Consider the following 26,938-nt stretch of genomic DNA (forward strand, 5'->3'; position numbering starts at 1 on the left):
AACAGATAATTAAACTCTCACGAATAGGGAGTTTCAAGCTTATTTCCTATTCCCTGTTCCCTCCCTAATATATCTTTATTTTGAACCAGAGACTAGGCTTTCGGGTTGATAGCGGATTCCGGCTTGTTTTAATCTCTGCAAAGCTTCACCTAAGCGATCGCAATCTGCAATTAAACTGATTCTTACATAGCCTTCACCTGCAACTCCAAAAGCATTACCAGGAGTAACCACAACGCCAGTTTGCTGCAAGACATCCAGGGCGAAATCTGTAGAACCCATACCCACAGGACATTTAACCCACAGATACATGGTGGCTTTACTTTTGGGAATATCCCAACCCAATTTTCCTAAACCTTCGATGAGAAAGTCGCGCCGGGTACGGTAGCGTTGCTGGACTTCATGCAGATACTTATCTGGTAGTTGCAATGCGGTTTCGGCGGCGGTTTGTAAAGCAGCAAAAATGCCATAATCCAAGTTGGTTTTGAGGGTCCGCAAACCTTGAATTACATGACGGTTCCCCACGACAAAACCCACTCGCCAACCAGCCATATTGTAGGTTTTGGATAGGGTGTGAAACTCTACGCCAATTTCTTTTGCACCGGGAATTTCTAATAAACTGGTGGGTTGATAACCATCAAAGGCTAACTCGGCGTAACATAAATCATGCACCAGCAAAATTTCGTATTTCCGGGCAAAAGCCACGATTTCTTCAAAAAATTCACGGGGGGCGGTGGCGGCGGTGGGATTACTGGGATAATTAAAATAGAGAATTTTGGCTTGTTCGGCTACTGCATCAGGAATAGCTGCTAAATCTATTAACCAGTCGTTTTCTGGTTTGAGAATCAAGCTGTGAATTTTGCCCCCAGCAATTAAGGGACCGCGAAAATGGGCGGGATAGGCGGGAGAAGGAACTAGAACTACATCACCAGGATTGATATAGGCGATCGCTAAATGGGTTAATCCTTCTTTAGAACCCAGTAAAGGTAAAGCCTCACTATCTGGATCAAGTATGACACCATAACGGTGATTGTACCAATTAGTAATGGCACGGCGGAAACTTGCAGTCCCTTCAAAGGGGGGATAACCGTGATTGGCGGGGTTTTGTAGAGCTACCATTGCGGCTTCTACTACAGGCTGCGGTGTGGGACCATCAGGGTTTCCCATGCCCAAATCAATTAAATCTAGTCCTTGTTCTCGCGCCTTGGCTTTGAGTTCATCCAGACGCGCAAATACATAGGGCGGTAGTTGTTGTATACGTTCTGCGGGGGTAATCCAATTCAAGCTCATTCTAAAACCTCTTCACTCATTCCCCTAGTGGACACACGATTTATCACATCTCTACTATCCGTTGGTGCAGTTGTAGAAACCATCGCCGCCATCAATTGTTCCATTGCAACTTTAAATGGTAATCGATGGATGTCTGATTTAGGATCTAAAGCAATTTCCGCAGATGTTTGTAACTCACCTAGTGTAATGTTGCCTAAACCCAAATCATCTAAATTTCGGGGGAGTCCAATCTCTGCGTAAAACTTTAATAATTGTTGCCTTGCCGATGCCGCTAGTTGATTGCTTTGTAACATTTCTTCTAAACGCAGTTGCACTAAAATCCCGTAGGCGACTTTTTCGCCGTGGATGCTGCTATGTCCAGAAATGTGAGTTAAACCGTTGTGTACTGCATGGGCGGCTACGGTGCGACACTGCGCCCCTCCCAATCCGCCAATTACCCCAGCCAGTAAGACGGTAGCATCTACTACTTCTCGCCAATCTGCACTACCTGGTTCTTTGAGGGCGGTAGTTGATTTCTGCAATAAGATATCTCGTAAAACTCGCGCTTGCTGCACGGCGGAGATAATTAAAGTTTGTTGAGAATTGCCACTGCTAACTGATGCTTCATACCATTTGGCGATCGCATCCCCAATTCCTGCTACTAATGTATGTTGTGGTGCTGTTTGAATTAAATCATAGTCAAGTATTAATAAATCAGGACAGTGAGACAACGCCACATCGTAGAGAAACGCCCCTGACGGAGAATAGACATTAGAAAGAGCAGTCCAAGCTGCACAGGTAGCGGCTGATGTGGGAATTGTCACCACTGGTAACTGTAATTGATGGGCGACTAATTTCGCTGTATCCAAAGCTTTACCGCCACCGACCCCGATAATGACATCAGCTTGATGTTCCTGGGCTGTGTTCCTTAAAGCTTCTAAACTAGCTTCACAGCAATCTGCACCATAGTTAGCATGGGCTGTGTGCCAATTTGACTCAGCGAAAATTGCTTGTAAACTTTTTTGGGCGATCGCCAAGGTGGAATTACCTGCAATAATTAATGGACGACTCCCTAAGCGGCTAATTTCTGCTGATACTGACTGCAACACGCCAGCACCACGAATGATTTTTCCTGGAGCAACCGTCAGGGTCAATAATGAGCTAGAGGTTTCAGTAGACACAGTTTTAGGAGAAAATTGATTGGGCATATAAATCTAGTTTGCCAAAACATTGATATTTCTTAATAAAATTTTAGACTTATCTCTGTAATTTTCCTTTCTCTTGACTTTAACAATGCCCTGTCGTCTCCAATTCTGCACTACAAGGTAGACTCACAGACGCTAGCCGCAGGATATTACAGAGGACACCGAGAAATAAAAGTTTGAGTAGTTTTTTGACTATCTTCTATTTTAATCTAAAAATCATAACTTTTGTATAGTGGAATACCAAAAATATGTGTAATTTTGGCAACAAATTTATTTTTTACTTGTAGTCAAGAGAGAACCCTTGTAGAGACTTTCTACGAAACGTCTCTACATTATTTGTCAAAGCGGTCTAATGAAAACTATGAAGCAGCAGAGTTAGGTAATTGATCGAATTTTTCCAAATAAATTTCAATATCCATATCCGCATCTTCACGGGTAGCCAAAGTGCGTTTTATTTGTCCCAAGAAAAGCGGTACAGATACCCCTGGTTCTGGATGGATAACAGTACGGGCGCGAATTGTCAGTTGATTATTTGACCGTGAACCTAAGCGACCGTAAGAGTATAAATTACTCGCCGCTTGTCGCAAAGTCGCTTCTAATTGGTCAGGGGAAATATTCGGTGATGTCGCAATTACCGTTTGTGTGGAAGCATTATCATAAACTAGAGTGTATTTGGCTGCACCGGGAATGACAGTCCGACTGAGGGGAACCAACGAGAGAGAAAATAAACCCGCAGTCAGCACCAGCATAAAGCCAGTTGCACCTACCAGCCGAAAGCGGGGACCCCATTTGAGTATAAAAGCCAGAACTGCGATCGCACCAAATACTAGTGTGGCAATACCCGACCATTGGGCATACTGAAGAAAGTCAGCTGTTGTAAGCATACAGATAGGTTACTTAGGTGTATTTTATTTGATGATCATCAATCTATTGTATCGAGTAGTTGCACTGTAGATATATTAGACATCTCCGAAAACTATCAAACCCTTGCAGTTAGGATTTTACGCTAGCAGAAGCGTTAGAAATGCCTATTTTTGGTAATTAGCCAACAGCGCGCATACATTACTGCTGAAATTGTTTTTTGATCTTCCACTTAAATAAAGTACAAAACTGGTAATAGTTTTTGTATGAATCTCCATAAAAATCACCCCACTCTGAACCTCTCCTCAAGGTAGAAATATTAGAGATGGGGTTGATAATATGGAGCCTCACAAATAATTTGTATTAGCGCCAGCTATCTCTAGTCAATTAAGTCTTCACCGTACTGATTGAAGCGAGAACTTGTATATACAACGCCCCAAAGTGCAGAGAATAATAACCACGAAATTGTATTCAACCGGAAGTCAAATAAAGTTACATCTACGGTATTGAATACTGCCCATTGTAAAATCACAACAAGATAACTGAAAAATATCAATCTATCTTTTTTTTCTAAGTAGTGAGGCTTTTGCAATAATTGCACACCCTTAACCCAAATCCACGCCAGACAGCCAAACAATAACAGGGCGCTGGGTAAACCCGTTTCAGCCGATAGCATCAAAAATAAGTTGTGGGGATGACCCAAATCAATCTGCATCTGGGCTTTATAGAGGTCGCTGAAACTCCTTAAACCCCAGCCTGTCCAGGGTTTTTGCTGAGTTAAAGACCAAGCAAATTCCCATTGAGTGCTTCGCATTAAAGCCACTGGTCTATCTGGATACATTTGGTCATTTAACCGCGCCCAAAAGAAAGCTGGGACAAAGCGGCGGAAAATTTGAGCAATTACTGAGGGGGCGAAGGCTGCAACAAGAGTGCTAGTTATAACACCAAATACAGTAATTATGACAATATGCCAACCTTGGTATATTGCATAAGCTAAACAGGCAACGACGGCGATCGCCCATCCGTTGCGTGAGTCAGTTAAAATGAGAGCAATGAAGCTGGTAATTACTGACACAGTTAAAACTATTGCGGGAATTGTGGATCTTGATCGCCATTGTTCCAAGCATAAGGCTATTCCCAGGGTAAATGCGATCGCCAAATAAGCCGCAAACAGATTGGCGTGCATGAAAATAGCAGCCATACGTCCTGGTGGATTTCCTCCAGGGGCGAGTCCTATATCCAATAAAATCCACAAAAACTGTAACTGGAAACTCCAACCCCAAAACATTTGCCCAAACCCCATAATTACCACTGGTAGCGAACCAAGCACAAAAATTGCCGCGATTTGCCGTAATTGGCCTGTGGTCTGAATTAGGGTACTGAGTCCAGCAAAAAGTAGAAAAAATGGTATTAAATTAAACAAGCCAAGAAAAGCCTGTGCTTTGTCATCGGCAAGGCTAGAACTAATAATTAGTAATACACTTAAAACAGCAAAACCCCGGTTGAGGGGACTGTGGATAACTACCTGAGATTCTTTTTTGCAGGTGATTAATGCTGCGAATAGCATACTCAAACCACCCACCAAGGGACTCAAGGGAAAAATCAGCAGTCCAATTTGAGTCACATTCCAAGGGGTCTGTAAGGCAGGATGGGGATGATTAAAGGCTAATTTCAAGCTGGCTCCCAATATTCTGCACGGGTGAGACGAATTTGAGCTAAAGCAAAGATAGTGGGGATAATCCGACCATAATTAGTAGAAATGGCTCGCCATCCTAAATCTGCAAAAAACCAGGTCCACATCACTGGGCCAATCAAGCTAAACACACTCCTAACTGCCCCATAACGAGCCGCATTTATTGCCATACCCCGCCGCGCCATTTGTAGAGTTACATAGCCTTTAAATTGGGTCGTCGCTGCTTGAGAACCTGCGATCGCCGTCTGTTTCGCTACTTGATATTTAGCAAAGTGGATGGCAAATTGACGGGCTATTTGTTGCAAAACCAATGGCTGAAGAATGGAAGTAACAGCCAAAGCGCTACCACCTTTAACAAGTAATCCCAAGGGGTCACGCTGTAATAATAATGGTAAGGGTTGTTTTAAGTCTGACTGGGACAGTTGATGTTGCACCTGCTCATTTAATTTTTGCTTCTCATTGTCCGGCAATTTTTTCCATACCTGACCTAATAGATGTAAAAATAACTCTGCTTCTAAATCAACGGTTGTCAGTTCAGCAGAATAGGGAATTTTCAGATATTTACAGACTTGAATTAATGCTTGGCGGTAAGTTATTTGACTTGTGCGCCCCCGTAATACCGTCATCCCATCTGCGGCTAAAAACCGAAACCGATTTTCTAATGTATCTAACCAAGCCTCGTGGTTTTGGCTTTGAACCTCTAGGGGTTCAGGTGTATGAACATAATCGAGGGGATTAAATTTACGACTAAACAAAATTGCTGTTAAGTCCTGCAATTCCTCTTCTGTTGCTAGTTCCAGCGCCGCCCTCAGCTCATCCAATTTCTTTTTCTCCCTTCGTGCAGCCTCTATGTAGTTTATTCTACTATTACCAGTCGTTGGTCATCTTATAGCAAAAGTCAAAAACTACGAATTACGAACTACGAACTACGAATTATGACTGATATTGTAATAGTTGGTGCTGGAATGGCGGGTTTAATCTGCGCCCAACAATTAATTGACGCTGGTTATTCGGTGTTGGTGGTGGAAAAGTCTCGTGGTTTGGGGGGAAGACTTGCTACACGCCGATTATATGGAACTTGGGCAGATCATGGGGCGTGTTATTTGAAACCTCAAGGTGAATTATTCGCAAGTTTGGTAAAGTTGTTATGCGATCGCCAGATTTTAGAAGTCTGGAAAGATCCCCACCAACCAGATTCAGCACCCCGTTATATTGCACCTGGGGGAATGAATGCGATCGGTAAATTTCTCGCCCAAGGTTTACAAATCCAACTCAATCAACGGGTAACAGCCATTCACCCCACCGCAGAAAATAGCTGGTGTTTGACCCTGGAAAGTAACGAACAATTAACAGCGAAAGCCTTAGTTTTAGCCATTCCCGCACCCCAAGCCTTAGCACTGTTAGCACCATTAGGCGCAGATATATTGGGTCAAGAATTTATCGACAATTTGAGTGCTGTAGAATTTTATCCTTCTATTAGTGCGATCGCAGGATATTCTTCCACATCCCAACTATTACCACCTTGGAACGACCGTAAATTTACAGATGATCCTATCCTCGGATGGATTGGTTTAGACAGCAGCAAACGTCCCCACCCTCAGCAACCTGTATTTGTATTGCAAAGTAGCGCTAAATTTGCCGAACTGCACTTAGAAACCCCCGATTTAGAACCAGTAGCAAAAGAGATGCTGCAAAAAGCCGCCCAAAGTTTAGCCCTTCCCTGGCTAGAGACACCAGACTGGATGCAAGTACATCGCTGGCGTTACGCCTTTCCTAGTCGTCCGTGGAAAAATCCGGTATTATCAGCCACTTCCGCCTTACCTTTAGTCTGTTGTGGTGATTGGTGTGGCGGACATCTCGCCGAAGACGCAATGATTTCTGGACTGGCTGCATCTGAGGAAATTAATCATTCCCTGCGCCAGTTGACTTTGCCCGATATGGATGTTTTCAAATTTTTTACCGAATAATTGTATTTATTACTTGACTGGTTGCTTGATGTTCCCAATTAAGTTTATTAATTAACCACAGATGTAGATACTTGATTGATTGACAGGTATACATTGGCCATAATTTTAAGAGTCTGATCACGCAAGGTTAAATATAATTTATTCTATTGAGTCGTATAAATTCAATCCAGATTCCTTTAACAATGTGATATCCTCGGTAAATACACTGCTAACAGGGTTTTTTGTGCAATTATTGAATAATTTGCCAAATTGGGCTAAAGCTTTATTTGTTTTCATAGCCATAGTTGCTGGAATTGCGGGCTATGAGAGTTTGCAGAAGACATCTCAAACTGCTACGGATTCTAGTAATCAAGTCTCTACAAGCTCAGATTTACAGAATATAAGCCTTACAGTTCTGACAAGAGACTCTCAGCCCATACCAAATGTAGAAGTCAAGATTATTTCTGATGGGCCACCAGATTCCAAGATGACTGATAGAAACGGATATACCGAAGTTCAAATACCAACTAGAAGAACTGCCCAGATTACCTTAATTCGTCAAGGGTTTAAGACTGCTAGAGAAACAATAAATCTCACCACTGACCCTAACACAACTAGAATATTATACTTAGATGCAGATAATTCTCAGAACTAACTGATATAAACTCATCAATGACATCTAAATCCTGGTCTTGGAAGGCTATAAAAGATTGGTTTGAGTTTTTATTAATACTTGCTGCATTGTGTGCGTGCGGTTATATTGCTTGGAACCAACTCATCTATTTATATTTAATGCTATTTCTTGGAGGTGTTGCAGCTGGTTTAGCACCACTTGTATCTCCTATTTATAATATTCCAAATGAATGGATAGGTTTAGCACCTTCCTTGACTCAGTTTTTTGAAATTTCGCGTGATAAAGTAGAGCAGCTCAACAAGCTTGAAGAAGCTGAGTTGCAGAATGCTACAGAAGAATTTGTTAAAGTTAAGGAGATACTTAATAAGTATGTCCACAAAAATCCTGATTTAGTTAATCAACATCCTCAGCTAAAAAAAATTATTCGACAAGCAAATATAGGTCAAGAAACCTCTCAATATATATATAAATATAGGGTAGAAGAACGTCAAATTCGTGAAGAAATAGAGAGGAAAGAAAGAGAAAAAAGAGAAGAACAAAAAAAGAGAGAATTTGAGCAGTATTGGCAAAGGGTAGAGAGGGAGAGAGAAAGAAAAAAATTGAACCTCGGAGTGCCACCAGCAGATAAATGTACTTGCCCTTCTGGATATCCTATTAGAGCTACTGAAAATCTGAAAAATGAAAATTATAGAGGTATTTATTATTTAAGTGATGAGCGGAAAGGAGTACAAGTAGATTGGTGTTTTAAGCATCCAGAGGATGCAGAATCTGAAAAATTTAGACGCTCCAAAAAGACTCCTCCTAAGTATCAGCGATAAAATATTTTTTTATCACAGTCTAATATGTTGAGGCAAAGCGAAATCCAGTATAGTAAATATTTAGTGAGTGAAAAAACATAGCTTTTATCTGTCATTATTTAGCTTTTGTAATAACACACCTTACTGAATTTTATGGATAAATTAAAGGTGTGATCCCCTACTATTCTAAAGAACTTTATTCTGAAAAATATTAACTATACTTAATTAAATTACAACCGTCTAATAGCCACTTCTAAACCTGCACAAACACCTGTGAGAAAATCTAAATCTAAAGTAGAAATACTATCACTAGATTTATGATAATGAGGATTCCTTAAAAATGCCGTATCTGTCACCATCAGGGCTGGATAACCCACATCCCAAAACGGCGCATGATCGCTGAGTCTAGTTTGAGGAACAATTAAACCACGATTCGGCACAGGTAGCCATTGACTAGGTATACCAACTTGGCGAATATGGCGACTCATTCCAATTAAATCGGGTACTGTGCGTAAATTGCCAATTAAAGCGATGAAATCCCCCTGACTGGGATAAAAACGTTGCAGAGGAGATGGATAACGTTGAGAACCAGGAGTTAAATCACGATATCCCAACATTTCCAGAGATATCATTAACCGCAGAGGTTGCCGTTGTTTATGTAACAAAGCTGCATATTCAGTACTACCCAGCAACCCATATTCTTCCATATCAAAAGCCACGAACCTCACAGGATATTTCACCGGTTCGTCCGCAAACTTTTTCGCTAACTCCAACAATACCGCTACACCTGTAGCATTATCATCCGCCCCTGGTGTCCCTGGTACAGCATCATAATGAGCCGCAATTAAAATTGGTGGTAAATCGTTTTTTATTTTTTTAGTTTGGCTGGGTAAATTAAGGATGAGATTATGACAGCTTTTACCACGGACTAAAAAGGTGTGGATTTCCACACTTCCCCATCGGGCAAATTCTCGACGGATATATTCTTGTACAAAAAAATGCCCACCACAGGCCATATAAGGATCACGTTCTCGCGCTATCTGCCGCAGATGATTTAGTAATCGCTGTTTTAAACACAAAACCTTAAAATAGTTGCAGTATCAACTTTTATTCACAGAATCAAGGCAAAAGAAAAACTTACGAGGGTGGATTTCCCAACTTTAACCAACGCTAAAGCCGGATATTTACCTGATTAGATTTTAGGGTACTTGGACATACTTAGCATTGTCAATGCTATCCTAGTCTTGCAACTAGCTCCTCAAGTTTGAACTCCTCTACTTCTTACCCTAATCATGATTATCATATCATTGAGGCGTTTTCATACCATAGCAAACAGCTAGAGGTAGTGCTGCATAATCATAATAAAAGTACAAGACACGCTAGGAGAAGAGTAACGCATGGGCAAGGTAGTCGGCATCGACTTGGGTACAACCAACTCAGTAGTCGCCGTAATGGAGGGTGGCAAGCCGGTGGTAATTGCCAATGCAGAAGGAATGCGAACAACCCCCTCTGTTGTCGGCTTCAGTAAAGAGGGCGAGAGGGTAGTAGGGCAAATGGCCAGACGACAAACCGTTCTCAACCCCCAAAATACATTTTTTGCAGTTAAACGCTTTATTGGGCGACAGTATAGTGAACTCAGCCCAGAATCTAAGCGTGTACCTTACACTATCCGCAAAAACGAACTAGGTAATATTACTATTCCCTGTCCCCGTCTCAAAAAGGATTTCGCCCCAGAAGAAATTTCGGCGATGGTGATGAAAAAATTAGCCGATGATGCTAGTCGCTATTTGGGTGAAGCAGTCACAGGGGCAGTAATTACAGTTCCGGCTTATTTTAATGATTCTCAGCGACAGGCGACCCGGGATGCTGGCAGAATTGCTGGCTTGGAAGTGTTGCGGATTCTCAATGAACCTACAGCCGCATCTTTGGCTTATGGATTAGATAGAGGTACGACTGAAACTATCCTCGTCTTTGACTTGGGGGGTGGTACTTTTGACGTGTCAATTTTGGAAGTAGGTGAAGGGATTTTTGAAGTTAAAGCCACCAGTGGAGACACTCAACTCGGTGGTAATGAGTTTGACAAACAAATAGTAGATTGGTTAGCAGACCAATTTCTAGAAGCTGAAGGGGTAGACTTACGCCGGGAGAGACAATCTCTACAACGTCTCATGGAAGCGGCGGAAAAAGCCAAAATCGAACTTTCGGCGGTTAGCGTCACTGAGATCAACTTACCTTTTATCACCGCCACAGAAGATGGTCCAAAACATCTAGAAACTCGCCTGACTCGTTCTCAATTTGAGGGTTTGTGTATTGATTTGATCGGACGTTTACGTAAACCTGTGAAACGCGCTCTCAAAGACTCTGGACTCTCGCCGGTGGATATTGAAGAAGTGGTTTTGGTTGGTGGTTCGACAAGAATGCCAATTGTGAAGCAGTTAGTGCGAGACTTAATTGGGATAGAACCTAATGAAAATGTCAATCCTGATGAAGTTGTAGCCATCGGCGCTGCTATTCAGGCAGGTATTTTGGCGGGTGAACTCAAAGATATACTGCTTTTGGACGTGACACCATTATCTTTGGGATTGGAAACCATTGGTGGTGTGATGAAAAAACTGATTCCCCGCAATACTACTATTCCTGTGCGCCGTTCTGATATTTTTTCTACGTCAGAAAATAACCAAAACACTGTGGAAATTCACGTAGTCCAGGGTGAAAGGGAAATGGCATCAAATAACAAGTCCCTGGGACGTTTTAAACTCTATGGTATTCCGCCAGCGCCGCGAGGGATTCCCCAAGTCCAGGTATCTTTTGATATTGATGCTAACGGAATTTTGCAGGTAACAGCTTTAGATAGAACCACCGGACGAGAACAAAGCATTACAATTCAAGGTGCTTCTACTTTGAGCGAATCCGAAGTAAATCGGATGATTCAGGATGCTCAAAAATATGCTGATGTTGACCGAGAACGCAAAGAAAGAGTGGAAAAGCGGACTCGTTCGGAGGCTTTGATTTTACAAGCAGAACGGCAACTCAGAGAAGTGGCGTTAGAATTTGGGATGCAGTTTGCCCGTAATCGCCGCCAGCGAATTGATGGTATTTGCCGAGATTTGCGGGAAAGTCTCCAAGAAAATGAAGATCGGGGCATTGATCAAGCCTATGCTGACTTACAAGATGCTTTGTATGAACTGAACCGAGAAGTGCGTGAGTATTACGCTGAGGATGAGGACGAAGACTTGTTGGGGACAATTCGGGACATTTTTACCGGAGGCGATAGGGAAAGAGACCGCGATGTTTCCCGCGATACATATCGAGAACGTGATTCCCGTGATTCCTATGGTAGAGACTATGGCAGAGATTATGATCGGGATTACGGCAGAGATAACCGTTACCCGGCTTATGATAATCGTCCATCTCGTAAACAGTCTCGTCCCACCTATCAGGATAACTGGGATGATGATGATGATTGGTTGTAGTCATTAGTCAAATAACAATCTTTCCTCTCTATTCCCCACTTCCTATCACTAGAATTAACAGCTAAACAATTGAGCTATGCAAAATTTGCAGAATTTTCGAGATTACTACGAAATTTTAGGAGTAACTAAGGATGCGACCGGTGAAGAAATTAAAAAGGTCTATCGGCGGTTAGCAAGGCAATATCACCCTGATCTGAATCCGGGAAACAAAGCCGCAGAGGAAAAATTTAAAGATATTGGTGAGGCTTATGAAGTGCTTTCTGATGTCGCTAGGCGATCGCAATATGACCAGTTTAGCCGCTACTGGAAGCAAAAAGGCTTTGTTAATAATAAAGCACCCAAACCTAAAACCTGGGGGGGTTCCTCCAATGGTCGCACCAGCAATCCAGATGTTGACCCAGGACAGTTTAATGATTTTGAAAGCTTTATTAATCAAGTTATTGGTGTAGGAAATCGTAAAGACACCAGAAATGGGGGTAACACCAAAACAGATCCTTTTCGTTCCCCTAAAAGCCGAGTTGAATATACAGTCCCCAAAAACCCACCACGCACACCCCGCCGAGATATTGAAGCCAGATTAACTTTGCCCTTAGAAAAGGCTTATGAAGGTGGGAAAGAACGGATTAGACTAGAAGATGGGCGATCGCTAGAAGTCAGTATGCCCCCAGGTATGGTAACAGGTCAAACTATCCGCCTACGTAATCAAGGTATTAACGGTGGCGACCTCTATTTGAAAATTACCGTCGAACCCCACAATTTATTTAAGCTCGATGGTTTTAATATACTTTGCCAAGTGCCAGTAACTCCCTGTGAGGCAGTTTTAGGAGGACAAGTAGAAGCACCTACTTTAGATGGCCCCGTAAAAATGACTATTCCCCCAGGGGTGAGGACTGGTCAAAAGTTGCGTTTAGCTAACAAAGGCTACCCTGGTGAAAACGGGAATCGCGGGGATCAATTAGTAGAAATTCAAGTTGTTACTCCCAAAAATCTCACATCTGAAGAACGAGAACTTTATGAAAAGTTGCGAGAAATAGAAACCTTTAAACCCCGCGCTGATTTATTACGATAAACTACCATAATCTATCTGTCGTAATTTCCTGCTAATTAACCAATGATCACAAATGATAACTAACAGCCAACTAAGCTAATAGTTAAATCTCAATAAACTGGTAAAAATCAGCAATTATGTTGTTGATTATAAATATTATGAAAAAATCCCCAATTTCTCTCAGAAGTCGGGGATATGTTGATGAGTATACAACAGATTTCATTAACCAATAATGACACAAATAAATATAGGACTTACGCATAATCTACGTTTTCTTGGCGTTCTTGGCGGCTTGGCGGTTTGATAAATCAAGATTTTTGTCCAAGATTTTTGGCAATTGTTGCGTAAGTCCTGAAATAATTAAACTCTTAAAATGAAGGAGCTTTAAGCTCTTATTATCATAGCTTTATAAACTATTTACTAAAAAATCACATACTATTCTTGTGTAACTATATCAGGCATAAATCCGCTTGCTGGTAGCTTTTCAAGCTGGTTATAGTTGTTAATCTTTGTTGGTGAATTTACTCAAACAACTATCGACTAACTATATTCCCGATGAGTTGAAATAAACCAGTATATGTATCTACACCTGTGTATCGATGATCGAAATCATAGGAATGATAAGAGTGCGTGAATAGTGAAAATATGATGTTACAAACTTTTTTAGCTTTATTGTTATCAGCTCCAATAGTTGTGTTTTCTTCATCAGTATTAGCGGGTGAACTTGAAGAAACTAATACTTCTACACCAGTAAATTCCGTTTCTCAGTTATCCGATGTCCAACCGACAGATTGGGCTTTTGGTGCTGTACAATCTTTAGTAGAACGCTATGCCTGTATAACAGGATATCCCAACGGTACATTCCGGGGAAATCGCACCTTGACACGTTACGAATTTGCAACTGGTTTAAATGCTTGTTTAGATAAGATTAATCAACTAATTACTACAGGTAAATCTGATGTAGTTAAGAAAGAAGATTTAGCAATTCTACAAAGACTACAAGCAGAATTTAGTTCGGAACTGGCAAATTTGCGGAGACGAGTAGACGCAGTAGAAAGCCAAGCAGCAGCTTTAGAAAGTCAGCAGTTTTCCACAACTACCAAGCTTTCTGGTGAAGCAATTTTTGCGATTACTGATGTTTTTAGTGGAGATAGCGATCCTTTTGGAGTTGGTGTATCTCGAAATAACACTATTTTCGCTAATAGAATTCGTCTGAACTTAATTAGTAGTTTTACTGGAAAAGATGAGCTAAAAATTAGACTCCAATCTGGTAGTACTCCTTCTCCTCAAAAGGAAGGCGGTTTTAGCTATGGCGCAGATGCTTTAATTGCTGCTTTAGGCCCTAAAGAAACTACACCAGAAGGGGGACAAACATTTAACCAAGGCTTTTCTGAGGTTGGTAATGTAGAAATCGGGACTGTGAGTTATAAGTTTCCGATAGGTAATAAATTACGGGCTGCTATATTTGCAAATAGTGGTGAACACGCAGACTATTTACCGAATGTTTTTAGTGCTGTTGGTGATCAAGATGGTGGTTCTGGTTCACTTTCTACTTTTGCTCAATATAGCCCTATTTACCGCATTGGTTCCCGTGGTACAGGTTTGGGCTTAAATTATGAGTTAAATCCCGCTATTAATTTGAGTTTAGGTTATTTAGCTGCAAATGCTAATAATCCAGAAAATTTAACTTCTAATAGCAATGTTAATACAAATGCTGGAGGGTTATTCAATGGTTCCTATTCAGCTTTGGCGCAATTAACGATCGCACCGACACAAAATTTAGCTTTTGGGTTAACTTACGTCAATGCTTATACCGCAGGAATACCAACTTTTGGCAATGATGTGGGAACAACTGCGGCTAATTCCCCAGATTTAATTTCTGATAATTTCCGCCGTAGCAGTAATTCTTATGGTGTAGCTGGTTTGTGGCGAATTTCTCCCAAGTTTGCGGTTAATAGCTGGTTTACCTATACTAATCAAGAGGGTAGATCGGCAGGGGTTGATAATGAAAGTGCTGATGTTTTCAGTTATGCGATCGCCTTAGCTTTTCCTGATTTGGGTAAAGAGGGTAATTTGGGAGGTATTGTGGTAGGTGTTCCTCCCTATGCTGATATTTCTGGTTTTGTTCCTTTTTATCGACCATTTTTGGCTCGTGCAAATCGGGAGATCCTGACTGACATCCCCAATAGTACGAAAACACCCCTACATCTGGAAGTTTTCTATAAGTATCAACTAAATGATCATATCTCCGTTACACCAGGTGTAATTTGGCTCGTGGCTCCTAATCAAAACAGTAATAATCCTGATGTGGTCATTGGGACGGTTCGGACTACTTTCACGTTTTAATTCGGCTTTGGGTTGAGAAAACCGGGGTGCATTTTACCTAACAGATCATGAAACCCTCACAATTAAAGAGTTTCGAGCCTGTTCCCTGTTCCCTGTTCCCTGCTATAAGTTTGGCCTTGATCGCGTAAATTAATAAAAGATTTAAAATATAAATAACTGAATTTGAGCAAGTGAATTAAAACCGTGACTGACAACGGAACAAAGGGACAAATGAGCAAGAATAGGACATATTACGGCCTGCTGGGACTGCATCCTTCAGCGTCGGTGATCGATATCCGTCGGGCTTATTGGGAACTGAGTAAACAGTATCATCCAGATACTACCGAATTACCGGCGACAGTTGCGACTGCGAAATTTCAGCAAATTAACGAAGCTTACGCCACTCTCAGTAATCCAGAACGGCGTTTAAGTTATGATACCAAAATCGGCTATTCTCGGTTTGGGGTGATTCAAGCACCAACTGATTTAAACCATCCCGCGCCTAAATCCCATGATTTCTCAAAATCAATGTATCTGGATGCGAGCGATCGCCCATTATCAGCCGGGGAAATCTTTGTATTATTTGTGTTAGGCTTAACCCTAGTGGGTTGCGTGTTAGTTGCGATCGCCGTGGCTGTGATTCGTGGTGATAGTAATATTCCCGCCCAAGTTAATCAACCACAAATTACCCATATTTCTCAACTTCCCACCACTAGAGAAATTAAGATTACTTTTTAATCGTCAATTTAAAATTTTCAGTTGTTTTTTTTATTTTCCTATGATTAGCCCCGACAAACCTTTATACAGTCATCCATTACCACAAATTGAACAGTGGTTAAAAGACCAAGGCTGTCAACAAGATCAAAATGAATTACATTCTTGGCGTATAGAAAGACCAAATTGGCAAGCTGAACTGTGGCTTGATATTGAGCAAATTACAGTCAGATATATCAAGTCTGGGGAGAATAACCAAGACATCCAACGCTCGTTTACCTATTCTCTCAGCCGGAAAGATATCGAACAAGCAGTATTTTCTGGTCCGTAAAAGACTGAACTATTTTACTGATCCACTTCTAGGTAATTGGTTTTGAGTTCCACCAATTACCATCTTGCTAAATTAAACAGATTTAGACATGACTACTGACACCTAGGCTAACCACATCCTGGGTAAAATTATTTTTAGCAACTTGTGCAGCCAGAATTTTTCGATAAACCGCCTCATAACCATCAGTCATCTTTTCCATACTGAAATGATTGCGAACATACTCTCGACAAACATACCTGTCTAACTGCGTTACTTGCTGAATAGCACTAATACAATCCGCCACATTATTGCACAGAAAACCTGTTGTTCCGTGTTTAATAATCTCCGGAGTTGACCCTAGTCTCATAGCAATAACGGGTGTACCTGCTGCCATTGACTCTACCATAACCAAGCCAAAAGGTTCTCGCCAAGTAATAGGAAAAAGAGTAGCTACTGCACCACCCATGAGGGCATTTTTTTGCACATGGTTGGCTTCACCCAGATATTCAATTTGCTGATTATCAATATGGGGTTTGATTTCTTTTTCAAAGTATTCTTCGTCAACTACATCTACCTTCCCAGCTATTTTTAAATGCCAACCTGTTTCTTTAGCAATCTTGATGGCTAAGTGTGTACCTTTCTCTGGAGATATCCGCCCTAAAAACGCCAAATATGGGGGGTTATCGGGTTGAGGATGAAACTTATAACTATTAACATCAATGCCATTGTAAACCGTTGAGACATAATTTAACCCTAGCCTCAGTTCCCTTTGAGAATGAGAAATACTCACAAAAGGTTGACGTTTAGCATATTCAAACATTTTTTGATTATCAGGGGTAAAAATACCGTGCAGAGTGTGAATCGTAGGTGTTTTAATCAGGTTCGCATAAGGTAACGCCGCACAGCAGACATGGGAATGAATAATATCAAAATCCTCTGCCCGTTCATAGACAAGGCCTAGTTGTAGCATTTCGTATATCTGATGTTCCTTAACATCTGGATCAAGTCGTAAAGCACGGGGATGAACTGATACTAGCTTTGCCAAACTAATAGAATCTCCCGAAGCAAATAGGGTTACTTCATGTCCTCGTCTCACTAATTCATCAGTGAGTAATCCTACAACTAACTCTATGCCCCCATAAGCTGGAGGTGGTACTCTCTCAAGTAATGGGGAAATTTGAGCAATTCGCATAACAAAACTCCTGCAAGATAAGCGGAAAAGCAGATAAACCAGAAGTGCTGTTCTAATTTAATTAGCACTTAGAAATCCCAAATAATGCCCATCTAATAAAAACTCCCACTAAAATTGTATGGTTAATTACCCTAATTGTGTTTCTACCTTAGTAGGGATAATTACCTTGACATAGGAAATAAATTTAATAATTTATAAGTAATAAATCAGTTAATTTACTTTTGAGATTTTTATCGAAAATATCCGATTAATTAGGCTATTTCCCTGGAAATATCTATTTTTTAGATAACCTTTAAAGCTTTTTTTGCTAAGAAGTTATTTTCATTCATCTCACTCCAAAGAAATAGACATATAGAAAATATTTCTCTCCAGTTTCCCATCCCTAATATTGACAAAATCAAAATTTCATGCTATACAGAACACGTTCATCAGTTATAAAAACAAATATAATCAACGTGAATATTTCTCCGTCTCAAAAAAAACCGCGTGTCTCTTGGCAGGCGGTTTTCACGGTAGTTTTATCTATATTTATGTATTTGCCTATACTGGTGCTGGGGTTTTATAGCTTCAACGAGTCACCCTATAGCGCAACTTGGCAAGGATTCACCCTCAATTGGTATGAGAAACTGTTTAGCGACGATCGCATTTTATCAGCGTTAAAAAGTAGTTTGATAGTAGCCTGTTGTGCCGTGAGTGTTGCGGCTGTGTTAGGAACCTTAATGGCGGTAGGATTGGCACGTTATCAGTTTTTGGGTAAGAATTTGTATCGTGGTGTTTCTTACTTACCGTTAATTATTCCAGATATTGCGATCGCCGTGGCGACATTAGTGTTTCTAGCCGCCTTTGCCATCCCCCTGAGTATATGGACAATCATCGCCGCCCATATAGTATTTTGTCTAGCTTATATCGGAGTTGTAGTTGCTTCCAGACTCACCAATTTAGATCCCTATTTAGAAGAAGCAGCACTAGATTTAGGTGCTACACCAATGCAAGCATTTATTAAAGTATTATTACCGCAATTAATGCCTGCAATTATCGCGGGATGCCTACTAGCTTTTGTACTCAGTTTAGATGACTTTCTCATTGCTAGTTTTACATCAGGTAGCGGTTCTAACACCCTGCCAATAGAAATTTTTAGTCGCATTAGAACAGGAGTCCAGCCTGATGTGAATGCCCTCAGTGTAATCTTAATTACAGTCTCTGCAATCGTCGCCTTTATCGCCGAATTTATTCGTGCTTTTGATAACAATAAATAACCAGAATAATGTACATAATTAACATGGTAAAACACCCTTGACAAAATCAATAGTTTCACAATAGTATTTCTATTGTGATCAAAATATATATTTTCAGAAATAATTCTATTTAAATAAAATCGAGAACTAATAAAAGCTAGAAAAGTTCTGCCTTTGTATTTCCCCATACAAGTATATATGCAGATGTAGCTTTGTTCAGGTTTATTTGTCTAGATGTATATTCTGAATTTGATATTATTGGGGCGAACTTTGGATAATATGCTATTTCCTCCTCATTATGCAAATTTGCCAAAATCCCAATTGCTCGAATCCATTCAACCCTAAAGAAAATAGATTTTGTATGAGTTGTGGACAAAGCAACTTTGGTCAATTTCTGAGAAATCGCTATCGCGTATTGAGGCTTTTAGGTGAAGGTGGATTTAGCAGAACCTATGCAACGGAAGACGCTGATAGGCTGAATGCGCCTTGTGTAATCAAACAATTCTTCCCTCAAGTCCAAGGAACAATTCAACGTAACAAAGCCGCCGCATTTTTCAAAGAAGAGGCTTTTAGACTGTATGAACTGGGAGAAAATCACACTCAAATTCCCAGATTATTGGCGTATTTTGAACAAGGTTCTAGTTTGTATCTTGTCCAGGAATTTATCGAAGGGAAAACACTTTTACAAGAAGTTCAAGAAAAACCCTTTACTGAGGCAGAAATTTACCAGCTTTTAATGGACTTATTACCAGTCCTGGAATTTGTTCATGCTGCTAATGTGATTCACCGAGATATCAAACCAGAAAACATTATCCGTCGTGATAGTGATGGTAAACCTGTATTAATTGATTTCGGGGGTGCTAAACAGGTAACGCAAACGACTTTAGCTAGACAAGCAACGGTTATTTATACCATTGGTTATGCGCCATCGGAACAAATGGCGGGTTTTCCTTGTCATGGGAGTGATTTATATGCTTTGGGTGTGACTTGCGTCCGTTTGTTAACGCAGTGTTTACCATCACAAAATACTTATGGGGAAATTAATGATCCTCTTTATGATGCCATGAATGGTAATTGGTTATGGCAAGAAGAATTACAAAAAAAAGGTATGATTATCGGCGCTGAATTAGGCGAAATTTTAAATAAATTATTAAAACATTTACCCAGTGAAAGATATCAAGCAGCTACAGAAGTGATTAAAGATTTGCTGACTAGTAAGAAATTGGCTGTAGAACCAACAATTGCGGATATTTCAGTACCTGTATTAGTTAAATTACCACCACCAAATAAACTTACATCGTTACCCCCCTTAGAAACCTTTAATTTTAAAGTGGTGACTGTAGATACAGCAGGTAGAGAAGTTAACCGTGATTTCCCTACGGCTAAATTCTTTGCGGAAAAATTGACTCCCGCAGTCACAATGGAAATGGTGTTAATTTCTGGTGGTAGTTTTTGGATGGGTTCACCGGAGTTTGAAGGCGATGCTGATGAACGTCCGCAACACGAAGTTATTCTCAAACCATTTTTTATGGGTAAGTTTCCCATAACTCAAGCACAATGGAAAGCTGTAGCGGCTTTACCTCCAGTTAAACAAGATTTAAATCCTTATCCTTCAAAATTTAAAGGACTCAATCGCCCTGTAGAAAATGTATCTTGGTATGAAGCTGTAGAATTTTGCGCTAGACTTTCCGAAAAAACTGGGCGTGAATATCGTTTACCTAGTGAGTCGGAATGGGAATATGCTTGTCGCGCTGGAACTACGACATCTTTCCACTTTGGCGAAATGGTTACTACTGATTTGGTGAATTGTAGTAGCGATAGTTATGGGATGGATGTGAAAAGCAAATACCGCAAAGAAACAACTGATGTGGGCAGTTTTGGGGTAGCTAATGCTTTTGGCTTATATGATATGCATGGGCAGGTTTGGGAGTGGTGTGCTGATACTTGGCACAATAATTATGATGGCGCACCTGCTGATGGTAGTGCTTGGGAAGTTGGGGGTGATTTGCATCGCCGGCTATTACGTGGGGGTTCCTGGAGTTTTAGTGCAGAACTTTGTCGCAGTGCTAGTCGTAGCTGGAATGAGTGTGATGGTGGTTTGAGGATATCTGGTTTGCGGGTGGTATTTTCGGGGGATTTTGATTTATAGCAGGGAAGAGGTTTTAAACTGACTAGTTGGGATAGTTTTCCCGAATAAAGTACCCAAAGATTTTAGTTTTTCTGAGGTTGGCTGTGTATCATATCTTTAAGAAAACTGTGGTAGTTGTAGGTTGATGGGGAATATGTTGACTAAACGCAAGAGTCGCAGTGTTGCAGCAATTTTAGCTTTATCGGGGACGCTGACTATTTCGGGGTTACATAAGTTTTATTTGGGACAACCTCTGTGGGGTGTGTTGTATGTTTTGCTGTCGTGGACACCTATCCCGAAGGTCGCAAGTGCGATTGAGGGGGTTTGGTATTTAGCACAGGATGAGGCGGCTTTTGATCGTCATTTTAATTTTGGTAGGTCAGTTGGGAAAAGTTCACCAGAAATGGGGAATAATGTGGAGGCGATGGCTAAGGCTTTGCGGGAGTTGGATACTCTGCGTCAGGATGGTTTGATTTCTGAGTATGAATTTGAACAAAAGCGCCGCCAGCTGCTAGAGGATATTTCTTGATTTCAGGAATATGAATTGGCTACCTTTAAATTTGAAGTTGCAAAAACTGCGGGCTAAACTGCTGAATGATCCTTATTATCGTTTACAGTCTGGGGAGGAAATTCAACTGGCGGTCAAGTTGGGGTTGCGAATTGATGCGAATCAGGCGACTGTGGATGATTGGTTACGTTTACCTGGTTTGTCGATTCATCAGGCGCGATCGCTTGTGGAACTTTCCCGTTCTGGTGTTAAATTTTATTGTATTGAAGATGTGGCTGCGGCTTTAGCTATACCAACTCAGCGATTAGCACCTTTAACGCCTCTGCTACATTTTATTTACTATGACAATGAATCTTTAGATTCTCCTCGCCAGTTAGTTAACCCGAATACGGCGACGGTGGAACAATTGGTTAAAATTCCTTTTATGGATGTGTCTCTGGCGGAAGCTGTGATCCAAAATCGGCTGTCATCGGGGAGTTATCGGAATTTGGCTGATTTTCAGCGTCGGTTGGATCTACCTGGGGAGGCGATCGCCCAATTGATGTATTTTCTCCAATTTTGACACAGCATTCACCGCCAGAGTTAACATTTATCCTATGGGATACTTTCCAACAGGAATGGGGAGATCAAACAAGTCCGGCTGTTTCTTTCCTTAAATAAAGCCGATGCGATCAAGAGGCCAAAAGCGAAATGCAGCGCGACCAATGATGTTTTGTCTGGGTAAAAATCCCCAGTAGCGGGAATCGTTACTATTGTTGCGGTTATCTCCCATGACAAAAAATTGGTCTTCCGGAACTTGGATGGCGGGAAATGGTTGATTTGGAGGTTCGGCGATGTAGTCTTCTGCTAAGGGTTGATCGTTGAGGTAAACTTCACCGTCGTTGATTTTGAGGATTTTACCAGGAAGACCTATGACCCGTTTAATAAAGGCTTGGTCTGCGGGATATCCCCGGCTTTGTAGTTCGGCGGGGGGCTGAAATACGATAATATCGCCAGTGGTGGGAGGGTGAAAATGGTATGAGACTTTTTCTACTACCAAGCGATCGCCTGTATGTAGGGTAGGTAGCATGGAATCTGACGGTATATAGCGGGGTTCGGCGATAAAGGTTCTAATCAGGATGGCTAAACATAAGGCGATCGCCATCAGAGTGAGATTTTCTTGCCAACTACTCCATCCTTTTGATGAGGTAGCGGCTGGTTTTACATCACTTTCGTGAGGAGTCATAGGAATTTTAGCCAGTGGAAACGGTAAAACAAATATCTTAATTATTTTGACTCAAAACTTTTCTTTAATTACAAGTGTTTGTAACTGAGAAATTATCATCGCCCCCAGGAGGTCAGAAAATTAGCCTATTCCCGACTCTCAGTAAAAACAACAATAATATCTGAATAATTGTTAGCATTTTGGAGTGAGTAAAAATCAAATGACTACTATGAAATCTGCATTCTGGCGTTTTTCCTCCACTGTACTGACAACATTTTGCTTGCTGGGACTGACAGGTGCAGCCGCCGTTGATAGCGAAAATCAGGATGTAGAATTGAGGGTGGGAATTGTACAGCGATTTGGAGAGAATCCCGAAGTCAAGTTACAACTGGAACCCACATCAGGCGATCGCCTACAGCTAAAATTTACAGTAGATAATCAGCAAAAAACCTTAGTCACCCAAAACCCAGTCAAACTACAAACAGTCATGAAACCTCTACCCCAGGTGGAGATAGAGGAGGTAGTAGTTTTAGGGACATACCGCACCTTTGAAACGGCGGAAGACAGTGCCGAAAATTGGCGTTCTCAGGGCATAGAAGTAGAAATAGCCCAACCAGATCGTTGGCAAGTTTGGGCGAAACGGGACGTTTACAGTAGTCCCTTATTGCGGCGCTTGTTATTTCAGGGTGTGGAAGCTGCGGGTAAGGAAATGGCTTATATCAATACCCAGATTTTGCCAGAAGTCCCACAAGTCACCTGGGAAGTAGACGGTAACAGTTACAGTGCCGATAATTTAGAAATTAGCAGCAATAAACAGTTAATTCGGGTCAAAATCGGCGAAAAGCTGGAAACTAATCGTCTGTATCCCGGAGAAATGACTTTACAGCCCAACGCCTATGGTACATATACTTTAGTTAATGAAGTCCCCCTAGAAAGCTATTTGCGGGGAGTTGTACCCCACGAAATTGGCACAAATGCCCCCACCGCAGCCGTAGAAGCCCAAGCAATTATCGCCCGGACTTATGCTTTACGGAATTTGCGGCGGTTTGTTACTGATAACTATCAATTATGTGCTGATACTCACTGTCAAGTTTATTACGGTTGGAGTGGAACCGCCCCCATTACCGACAGGGCGATCGCAGCCACTAAAGGTATGGTTTTAACCTATAATAACCAGCTAGTGGATGCGCTGTATTCTTCCACCACTGGCGGCGTTACTGCCTATTTTAGTGATGTTTGGCATGGTGAAGACCGTCCATACTTACGCCCAGTCATAGATACGCCTACTAAGTTGTGGGATTTATCTCAAAAGAGTTTAGCTGATGAAACCAACTTTCGTAACTTTATTAATCAGAGTGAAGGATTTAACGAAAGTACCTGGAATACCTTTCGTTGGAACCAGGAAACACCCATTGCTGATATTAACCAACTCTTAAAAAGATTTCTGGAAATCAAAAATAGCCCCTATGCCAAATTTAACACCGTTGAGGCTATGTCTGTAATCCAGCGTAGTAAAAGTGGCAGGATTCTGGAATTAGCGATAAAAACAGATATTGGCGTTTTTACCCTGGAAAAAGACGAAATTCGTAGCGCTTTTGCGGCTCCCAGAAGTACCCTATTTTACATAGAACCCCTCAACAAAGGCACTACAGACCTATGGGGATATGCTTTTATTGGTGGTGGCTTGGGACATGGAGTGGGCTTAAGTCAAACCGGGGCGCAAAATTTAGCAAAAATAGGTTGGGAAAATGCCCGAATTTTGCAATTTTACTATCCCGGTACTCAAGTTAAAACTCTCAGTAGCCACATCAAATTTTAAATCAGTGAAAAGTTATCAAGGAGTAAGGTGGGAGGCTTCAACCTAATTAAGTCTCTTGACTGATAACTGATAACTGATAACTGATAACTGATAACTGATAAAGACCTATGCAGGGGTGCAAAGCATCACACCCCTATGATCTCAGCAGCAATTGTGATTTAACAGCGAACTGTTAGTAGAGGTCTTCTTCTTTGTTAGTTTCGATTGTGCAGTCAGAACTTGGGTAAGCAACACAGGTCAAGACATATCCGCCTTCAATCTGGTCGTCGTCTAAGAATGATTGGTCAGATTGGTCAACAGTACCTGCGGTGATTTTACCAGCACAGGTGGAGCAAGCACCGGCACGACAGGAAAAAGGTAAGTCAAGACCAGCTTCTTCAGCTGCATCAAGAATATAGGTATCCTCTTCACAATCGATTGTTTGGTTCAAGCCTTCGGCTTCATTGATTAAAGTAACTTTGAAAGTAGCCATTAAATAATCCTCTCTTGTTCAAACGGCAGTATAAGTTATCCTGAAGCAAAGCATAGGGCTTTGTTTATGACATTAGCCACTAGTTTTTATTTGCTCCAATTCTGATACTACGAGAAAAATTACAGGTTTTAACTGGAAATTTACCCCGATTAGTAATGAAGTTGAGTTAGTAAATAATTATAAGTTTATTTTATGTATTAATTTTTTTGAGTATCGACGCAAAATTTCCCATATTCTCAGGGTGGGATGTCGAAAACAGAACTGATGAGAATCATGTATAATTCAAAGGCAGCTTTGGAAACAGCAAAAGTGCGTGTAGGCTTGGTTGGTAGTGGATATGCGGCAAAACTACGGGCTGAGGCGTTCCTTGGTGATCAACGCACAAGTCTAGTAGCGATCGCAGGTCATCAGCCAGAAAATACGGCAGCCTTTGCCCAAAAATATGAAACAGAAGCGTTAACTTCTTGGGAAAAATTAGTAGAACGCTCAGATATTGATTTGGTGGTGATTTCTACAATTAATCGTGATCATGGTGCGATCGCTCGTGCCGCACTTTCACAAGGCAAACACGTAATTGTGGAATATCCCTTGTCTGTAGATATCACAGAAGCTAAGGAATTAATCGCTTTAGCCAAATCCCAAAATAAACTCTTACACGTTGAACACATCGAACTCTTGGGGGGCTTACATCAAGCCTTGCAGCAAAACTTAGACCAAGTTGGTGATATTTTTTATGTTCGCTACAGCACCATCAATCCTCAGCATCCCGCACCCCGGAAGTGGACTTATAACCATGATTTTTTTGGTTTTCCGTTAATTGGCGCACTATCGAGATTACATCGTCTAACTAATTTATTTGGTAAAGTCTTTTCGGTTAACTGTCATCAGCGATATTGGGAAACAGAATCGGATTACTATCAAACTTGTTTCTGCATCAGTCAACTGTGCTTTGAAAATGGACTGTTAGCACAAGTAGTCTATGGCAAAGGTGAAACCCTCTGGCAAGCAGAACGCAAATTTGAAGTTCACGGCGACAAGGGTGGTTTAATTTTTGATGGCGACAAAGGAATGTTAATCCAGTCTCAGGAAACAACACCCATAGAGATTGGCACACGTCGGGGTTTATTTGCTAAAGATACAAATATGGTGTTAGATCATCTTTTCAATGACACGCCTTTGTACGTCACCCCAGAGCAAAGTTTATATGCCCTCCAGGTTGCTGATGCTATCCAAAGAGCGGCCGAAACAGGTTTAACTATATTTATGAGCGATACTGCCGATAAAAATTTATGAAAACCGAACCAATTGTCATTTTATCTACACGAGAACTGGAAAAAATGCGTCAAGCCGGACGCTTGGCTGGGCAACTTTTACAGCACCTAGAACCAATGGTGAAGCCGGGAGTAACCACTCTCCAACTCAATGATGAAGCAGAACGTTGGACTCAAGCCCACGGAGCGAAAAGCGCACCTCTGGGTTACAAAGGCTATCCCAAGTCTATTTGTACCAGTGTGAATGAGGTAGTTTGTCATGGTATTCCCCAAGCCAGACAGATTCTTAAAGATGGGGACATTATCAATATTGATGTGACATTAATTGTGGATGGCTACCACGGCGACACATCTACAACCTTTTTTGTGGGTACTCCTTCACCCACAGCCCAGAAGTTGGTAGAGGTAACTGAAGAATGTCGCCGCCGGGGAATTGCTGAAGTCAAGCCAGGGGCAAAAATTGGCGATATTGGTGCAGCTATTCAAGAGTATGCTGAGTCACAAGGGTTTTCTGTGGTACGGGACTTTGTGGGACACGGTATCAGTAATATTTTCCACACTGCGCCCGATATTCCTCATTATGGTGTGCGAGGCAAAGGTAAACGTCTCAGACCGGGAATGGTGTTCACTATTGAACCGATGATAAATGAGGGTACTTGGGAAGTGGAAGTCCTCGATGATGGTTGGACAGCTGTGACTGGCGATCGCAAATTATCCGCCCAATGCGAACATACTTTAGCTGTCACAGAAACAGGTGTAGAAATTCTCACCCTAGCTTAAGTTCAGTTATCAGTTATCAGTTATCAGTAGACATCTGCTGAGAAAGAATGTAGAGAT

The 26,938-nt window shown here is 41.3% G+C and carries 24 protein-coding genes; 15 read left to right on the forward strand and 9 right to left on the reverse strand.

Going from position 1 to position 26,938, the window contains the following annotated elements; all coding sequences use genetic code 11:
* Positions 1 to 75 precede the first annotated feature (75 nt).
* The 5 genes from VB620_RS12875 to VB620_RS12895 all read right to left on the reverse strand — a co-directional run bounded on the left by VB620_RS12875 (position 76) and on the right by VB620_RS12895 (position 5,846).
* Positions 76 to 1,287: an aspartate aminotransferase gene (locus VB620_RS12875; RefSeq protein WP_323196553.1), complete on the reverse strand. Its 1,212-nt coding sequence runs from the start codon at positions 1,285 to 1,287 to the stop codon at positions 76 to 78.
* Positions 1,284 to 2,474 carry an iron-containing alcohol dehydrogenase family protein gene (locus tag VB620_RS12880; protein WP_323196554.1) on the reverse strand — a complete coding sequence of 397 codons (1,191 nt, stop codon included), beginning with the start codon at positions 2,472 to 2,474 and terminating at the stop codon, positions 1,284 to 1,286. The genes VB620_RS12875 and VB620_RS12880 overlap by 4 nt, the downstream gene beginning before the upstream one ends.
* A 356-nt stretch (positions 2,475 to 2,830) precedes the next feature.
* Positions 2,831 to 3,355 (reverse strand): Ycf51 family protein, encoded by a 525-nt coding sequence (locus tag VB620_RS12885; protein ID WP_323196555.1) that lies wholly within the window; start codon positions 3,353 to 3,355, stop codon positions 2,831 to 2,833.
* Positions 3,356 to 3,711: 356 nt separating this feature from the next.
* Complete coding sequence (locus VB620_RS12890; RefSeq protein WP_323196556.1) at positions 3,712 to 5,007, reverse strand: O-antigen ligase family protein; 1,296 nt, start codon at positions 5,005 to 5,007, stop codon at positions 3,712 to 3,714.
* The gene (locus VB620_RS12895; RefSeq protein ID WP_323196557.1) at positions 5,004 to 5,846 is read right to left on the reverse strand and encodes a YaaW family protein; all 843 of its coding nucleotides are present in this window, start codon (positions 5,844 to 5,846) and stop codon (positions 5,004 to 5,006) included. Before VB620_RS12895 ends, VB620_RS12890 begins: the two co-directional genes overlap by 4 nt.
* A 114-nt stretch (positions 5,847 to 5,960) precedes the next feature.
* Here VB620_RS12895 and VB620_RS12900 point away from each other — a divergent pair, with 114 nt between their 5' ends.
* The 3 genes from VB620_RS12900 (at position 5,961) to VB620_RS12910 (ending at position 8,423) form a co-directional block, all read left to right on the forward strand.
* Complete coding sequence (locus VB620_RS12900) at positions 5,961 to 6,992, forward strand: NAD(P)/FAD-dependent oxidoreductase (protein ID WP_323196558.1); 1,032 nt, start codon at positions 5,961 to 5,963, stop codon at positions 6,990 to 6,992.
* A gap of 223 nt (positions 6,993 to 7,215) precedes the next feature.
* Positions 7,216 to 7,626 (forward strand): hypothetical protein, encoded by a 411-nt coding sequence (locus VB620_RS12905; protein ID WP_323196559.1) that lies wholly within the window; start codon positions 7,216 to 7,218, stop codon positions 7,624 to 7,626.
* Between the two features lie 17 nt (positions 7,627 to 7,643).
* Positions 7,644 to 8,423: a hypothetical protein gene (locus VB620_RS12910; protein WP_323196560.1), complete on the forward strand. Its 780-nt coding sequence runs from the start codon at positions 7,644 to 7,646 to the stop codon at positions 8,421 to 8,423.
* A gap of 209 nt (positions 8,424 to 8,632) precedes the next feature.
* Here VB620_RS12910 and VB620_RS12915 read toward each other — a convergent pair whose 3' ends face one another.
* The gene (locus VB620_RS12915; RefSeq protein WP_323196561.1) at positions 8,633 to 9,481 is read right to left on the reverse strand and encodes a M20/M25/M40 family metallo-hydrolase; all 849 of its coding nucleotides are present in this window, start codon (positions 9,479 to 9,481) and stop codon (positions 8,633 to 8,635) included.
* A gap of 318 nt (positions 9,482 to 9,799) precedes the next feature.
* Here VB620_RS12915 and dnaK point away from each other — a divergent pair, with 318 nt between their 5' ends.
* The 5 genes from dnaK to VB620_RS12940 all read left to right on the forward strand — a co-directional run bounded on the left by dnaK (position 9,800) and on the right by VB620_RS12940 (position 16,293).
* Positions 9,800 to 11,875, forward strand: a complete 2,076-nt coding sequence (gene dnaK / locus VB620_RS12920) for a molecular chaperone DnaK (RefSeq protein ID WP_323196562.1) — start codon at positions 9,800 to 9,802, stop codon at positions 11,873 to 11,875.
* Positions 11,876 to 11,951: 76 nt separating this feature from the next.
* Positions 11,952 to 12,944 (forward strand): J domain-containing protein, encoded by a 993-nt coding sequence (locus tag VB620_RS12925; protein ID WP_323196563.1) that lies wholly within the window; start codon positions 11,952 to 11,954, stop codon positions 12,942 to 12,944.
* Between the two features lie 624 nt (positions 12,945 to 13,568).
* Positions 13,569 to 15,269, forward strand: a complete 1,701-nt coding sequence (locus VB620_RS12930) for an iron uptake porin (RefSeq protein WP_323196564.1) — start codon at positions 13,569 to 13,571, stop codon at positions 15,267 to 15,269.
* A 210-nt stretch (positions 15,270 to 15,479) separates the two neighbouring features.
* Complete coding sequence (locus VB620_RS12935; protein WP_323196565.1) at positions 15,480 to 15,986, forward strand: J domain-containing protein; 507 nt, start codon at positions 15,480 to 15,482, stop codon at positions 15,984 to 15,986.
* A 40-nt stretch (positions 15,987 to 16,026) separates the two neighbouring features.
* A complete protein-coding gene (locus VB620_RS12940; protein ID WP_323196566.1) occupies positions 16,027 to 16,293 on the forward strand; it encodes a DUF3143 domain-containing protein in 267 nt (88 codons plus the stop codon).
* Positions 16,294 to 16,375: 82 nt separating this feature from the next.
* On the opposite strand, the gene VB620_RS12945 is transcribed toward VB620_RS12940, so the two are convergent.
* Positions 16,376 to 17,464 (reverse strand): glycosyltransferase family 4 protein, encoded by a 1,089-nt coding sequence (locus tag VB620_RS12945; protein ID WP_323196567.1) that lies wholly within the window; start codon positions 17,462 to 17,464, stop codon positions 16,376 to 16,378.
* Positions 17,465 to 17,919: 455 nt separating this feature from the next.
* On the opposite strand from VB620_RS12945, the gene VB620_RS12950 reads away from it, so the two are divergent.
* The 4 genes from VB620_RS12950 to VB620_RS12965 all read left to right on the forward strand — a co-directional run bounded on the left by VB620_RS12950 (position 17,920) and on the right by VB620_RS12965 (position 21,897).
* Entirely contained in the window at positions 17,920 to 18,720 is an 801-nt protein-coding gene (locus VB620_RS12950; RefSeq protein ID WP_323196568.1) for an ABC transporter permease, read from the forward strand.
* A 277-nt stretch (positions 18,721 to 18,997) separates the two neighbouring features.
* Positions 18,998 to 20,848: a bifunctional serine/threonine-protein kinase/formylglycine-generating enzyme family protein gene (locus VB620_RS12955; protein WP_323196569.1), complete on the forward strand. Its 1,851-nt coding sequence runs from the start codon at positions 18,998 to 19,000 to the stop codon at positions 20,846 to 20,848.
* Positions 20,849 to 20,981: 133 nt separating this feature from the next.
* Positions 20,982 to 21,356 carry an NINE protein gene (locus VB620_RS12960; RefSeq protein WP_323196570.1) on the forward strand — a complete coding sequence of 125 codons (375 nt, stop codon included), beginning with the start codon at positions 20,982 to 20,984 and terminating at the stop codon, positions 21,354 to 21,356.
* A 10-nt stretch (positions 21,357 to 21,366) separates the two neighbouring features.
* On the forward strand, positions 21,367 to 21,897 hold the full coding sequence (locus tag VB620_RS12965) for a ComEA family DNA-binding protein (protein ID WP_323196571.1): 531 nt from the start codon (positions 21,367 to 21,369) through the stop codon (positions 21,895 to 21,897).
* Positions 21,898 to 21,987: 90 nt separating this feature from the next.
* On the opposite strand, the gene lepB is transcribed toward VB620_RS12965, so the two are convergent.
* Positions 21,988 to 22,560, reverse strand: a complete 573-nt coding sequence (gene lepB / locus VB620_RS12970) for a signal peptidase I (protein ID WP_323196572.1) — start codon at positions 22,558 to 22,560, stop codon at positions 21,988 to 21,990.
* A gap of 199 nt (positions 22,561 to 22,759) precedes the next feature.
* On the opposite strand from lepB, the gene VB620_RS12975 reads away from it, so the two are divergent.
* Complete coding sequence (locus tag VB620_RS12975) at positions 22,760 to 24,358, forward strand: SpoIID/LytB domain-containing protein (protein ID WP_323196573.1); 1,599 nt, start codon at positions 22,760 to 22,762, stop codon at positions 24,356 to 24,358.
* A gap of 172 nt (positions 24,359 to 24,530) precedes the next feature.
* Here the strand turns inward: VB620_RS12975 and VB620_RS12980 are convergent, their stop codons facing one another.
* Positions 24,531 to 24,830 carry a ferredoxin gene (locus VB620_RS12980; RefSeq protein WP_323196574.1) on the reverse strand — a complete coding sequence of 100 codons (300 nt, stop codon included), beginning with the start codon at positions 24,828 to 24,830 and terminating at the stop codon, positions 24,531 to 24,533.
* A 273-nt stretch (positions 24,831 to 25,103) separates the two neighbouring features.
* Between VB620_RS12980 and VB620_RS12985 the strand changes: the two genes are divergently transcribed.
* A complete protein-coding gene (locus VB620_RS12985; protein WP_323196575.1) occupies positions 25,104 to 26,123 on the forward strand; it encodes a Gfo/Idh/MocA family protein in 1,020 nt (339 codons plus the stop codon).
* Positions 26,120 to 26,881, forward strand: a complete 762-nt coding sequence (gene map / locus VB620_RS12990; RefSeq protein ID WP_323196576.1) for a type I methionyl aminopeptidase — start codon at positions 26,120 to 26,122, stop codon at positions 26,879 to 26,881. Before VB620_RS12985 ends, map begins: the two co-directional genes overlap by 4 nt.
* Positions 26,882 to 26,938 lie beyond the last annotated feature (57 nt).

It is taken from the genome of Nodularia harveyana UHCC-0300 (genome assembly GCF_034931085.1).
In the GTDB taxonomy this organism is placed as follows: Bacteria; Cyanobacteriota; Cyanobacteriia; order Cyanobacteriales; family Nostocaceae; genus Nodularia; species Nodularia harveyana.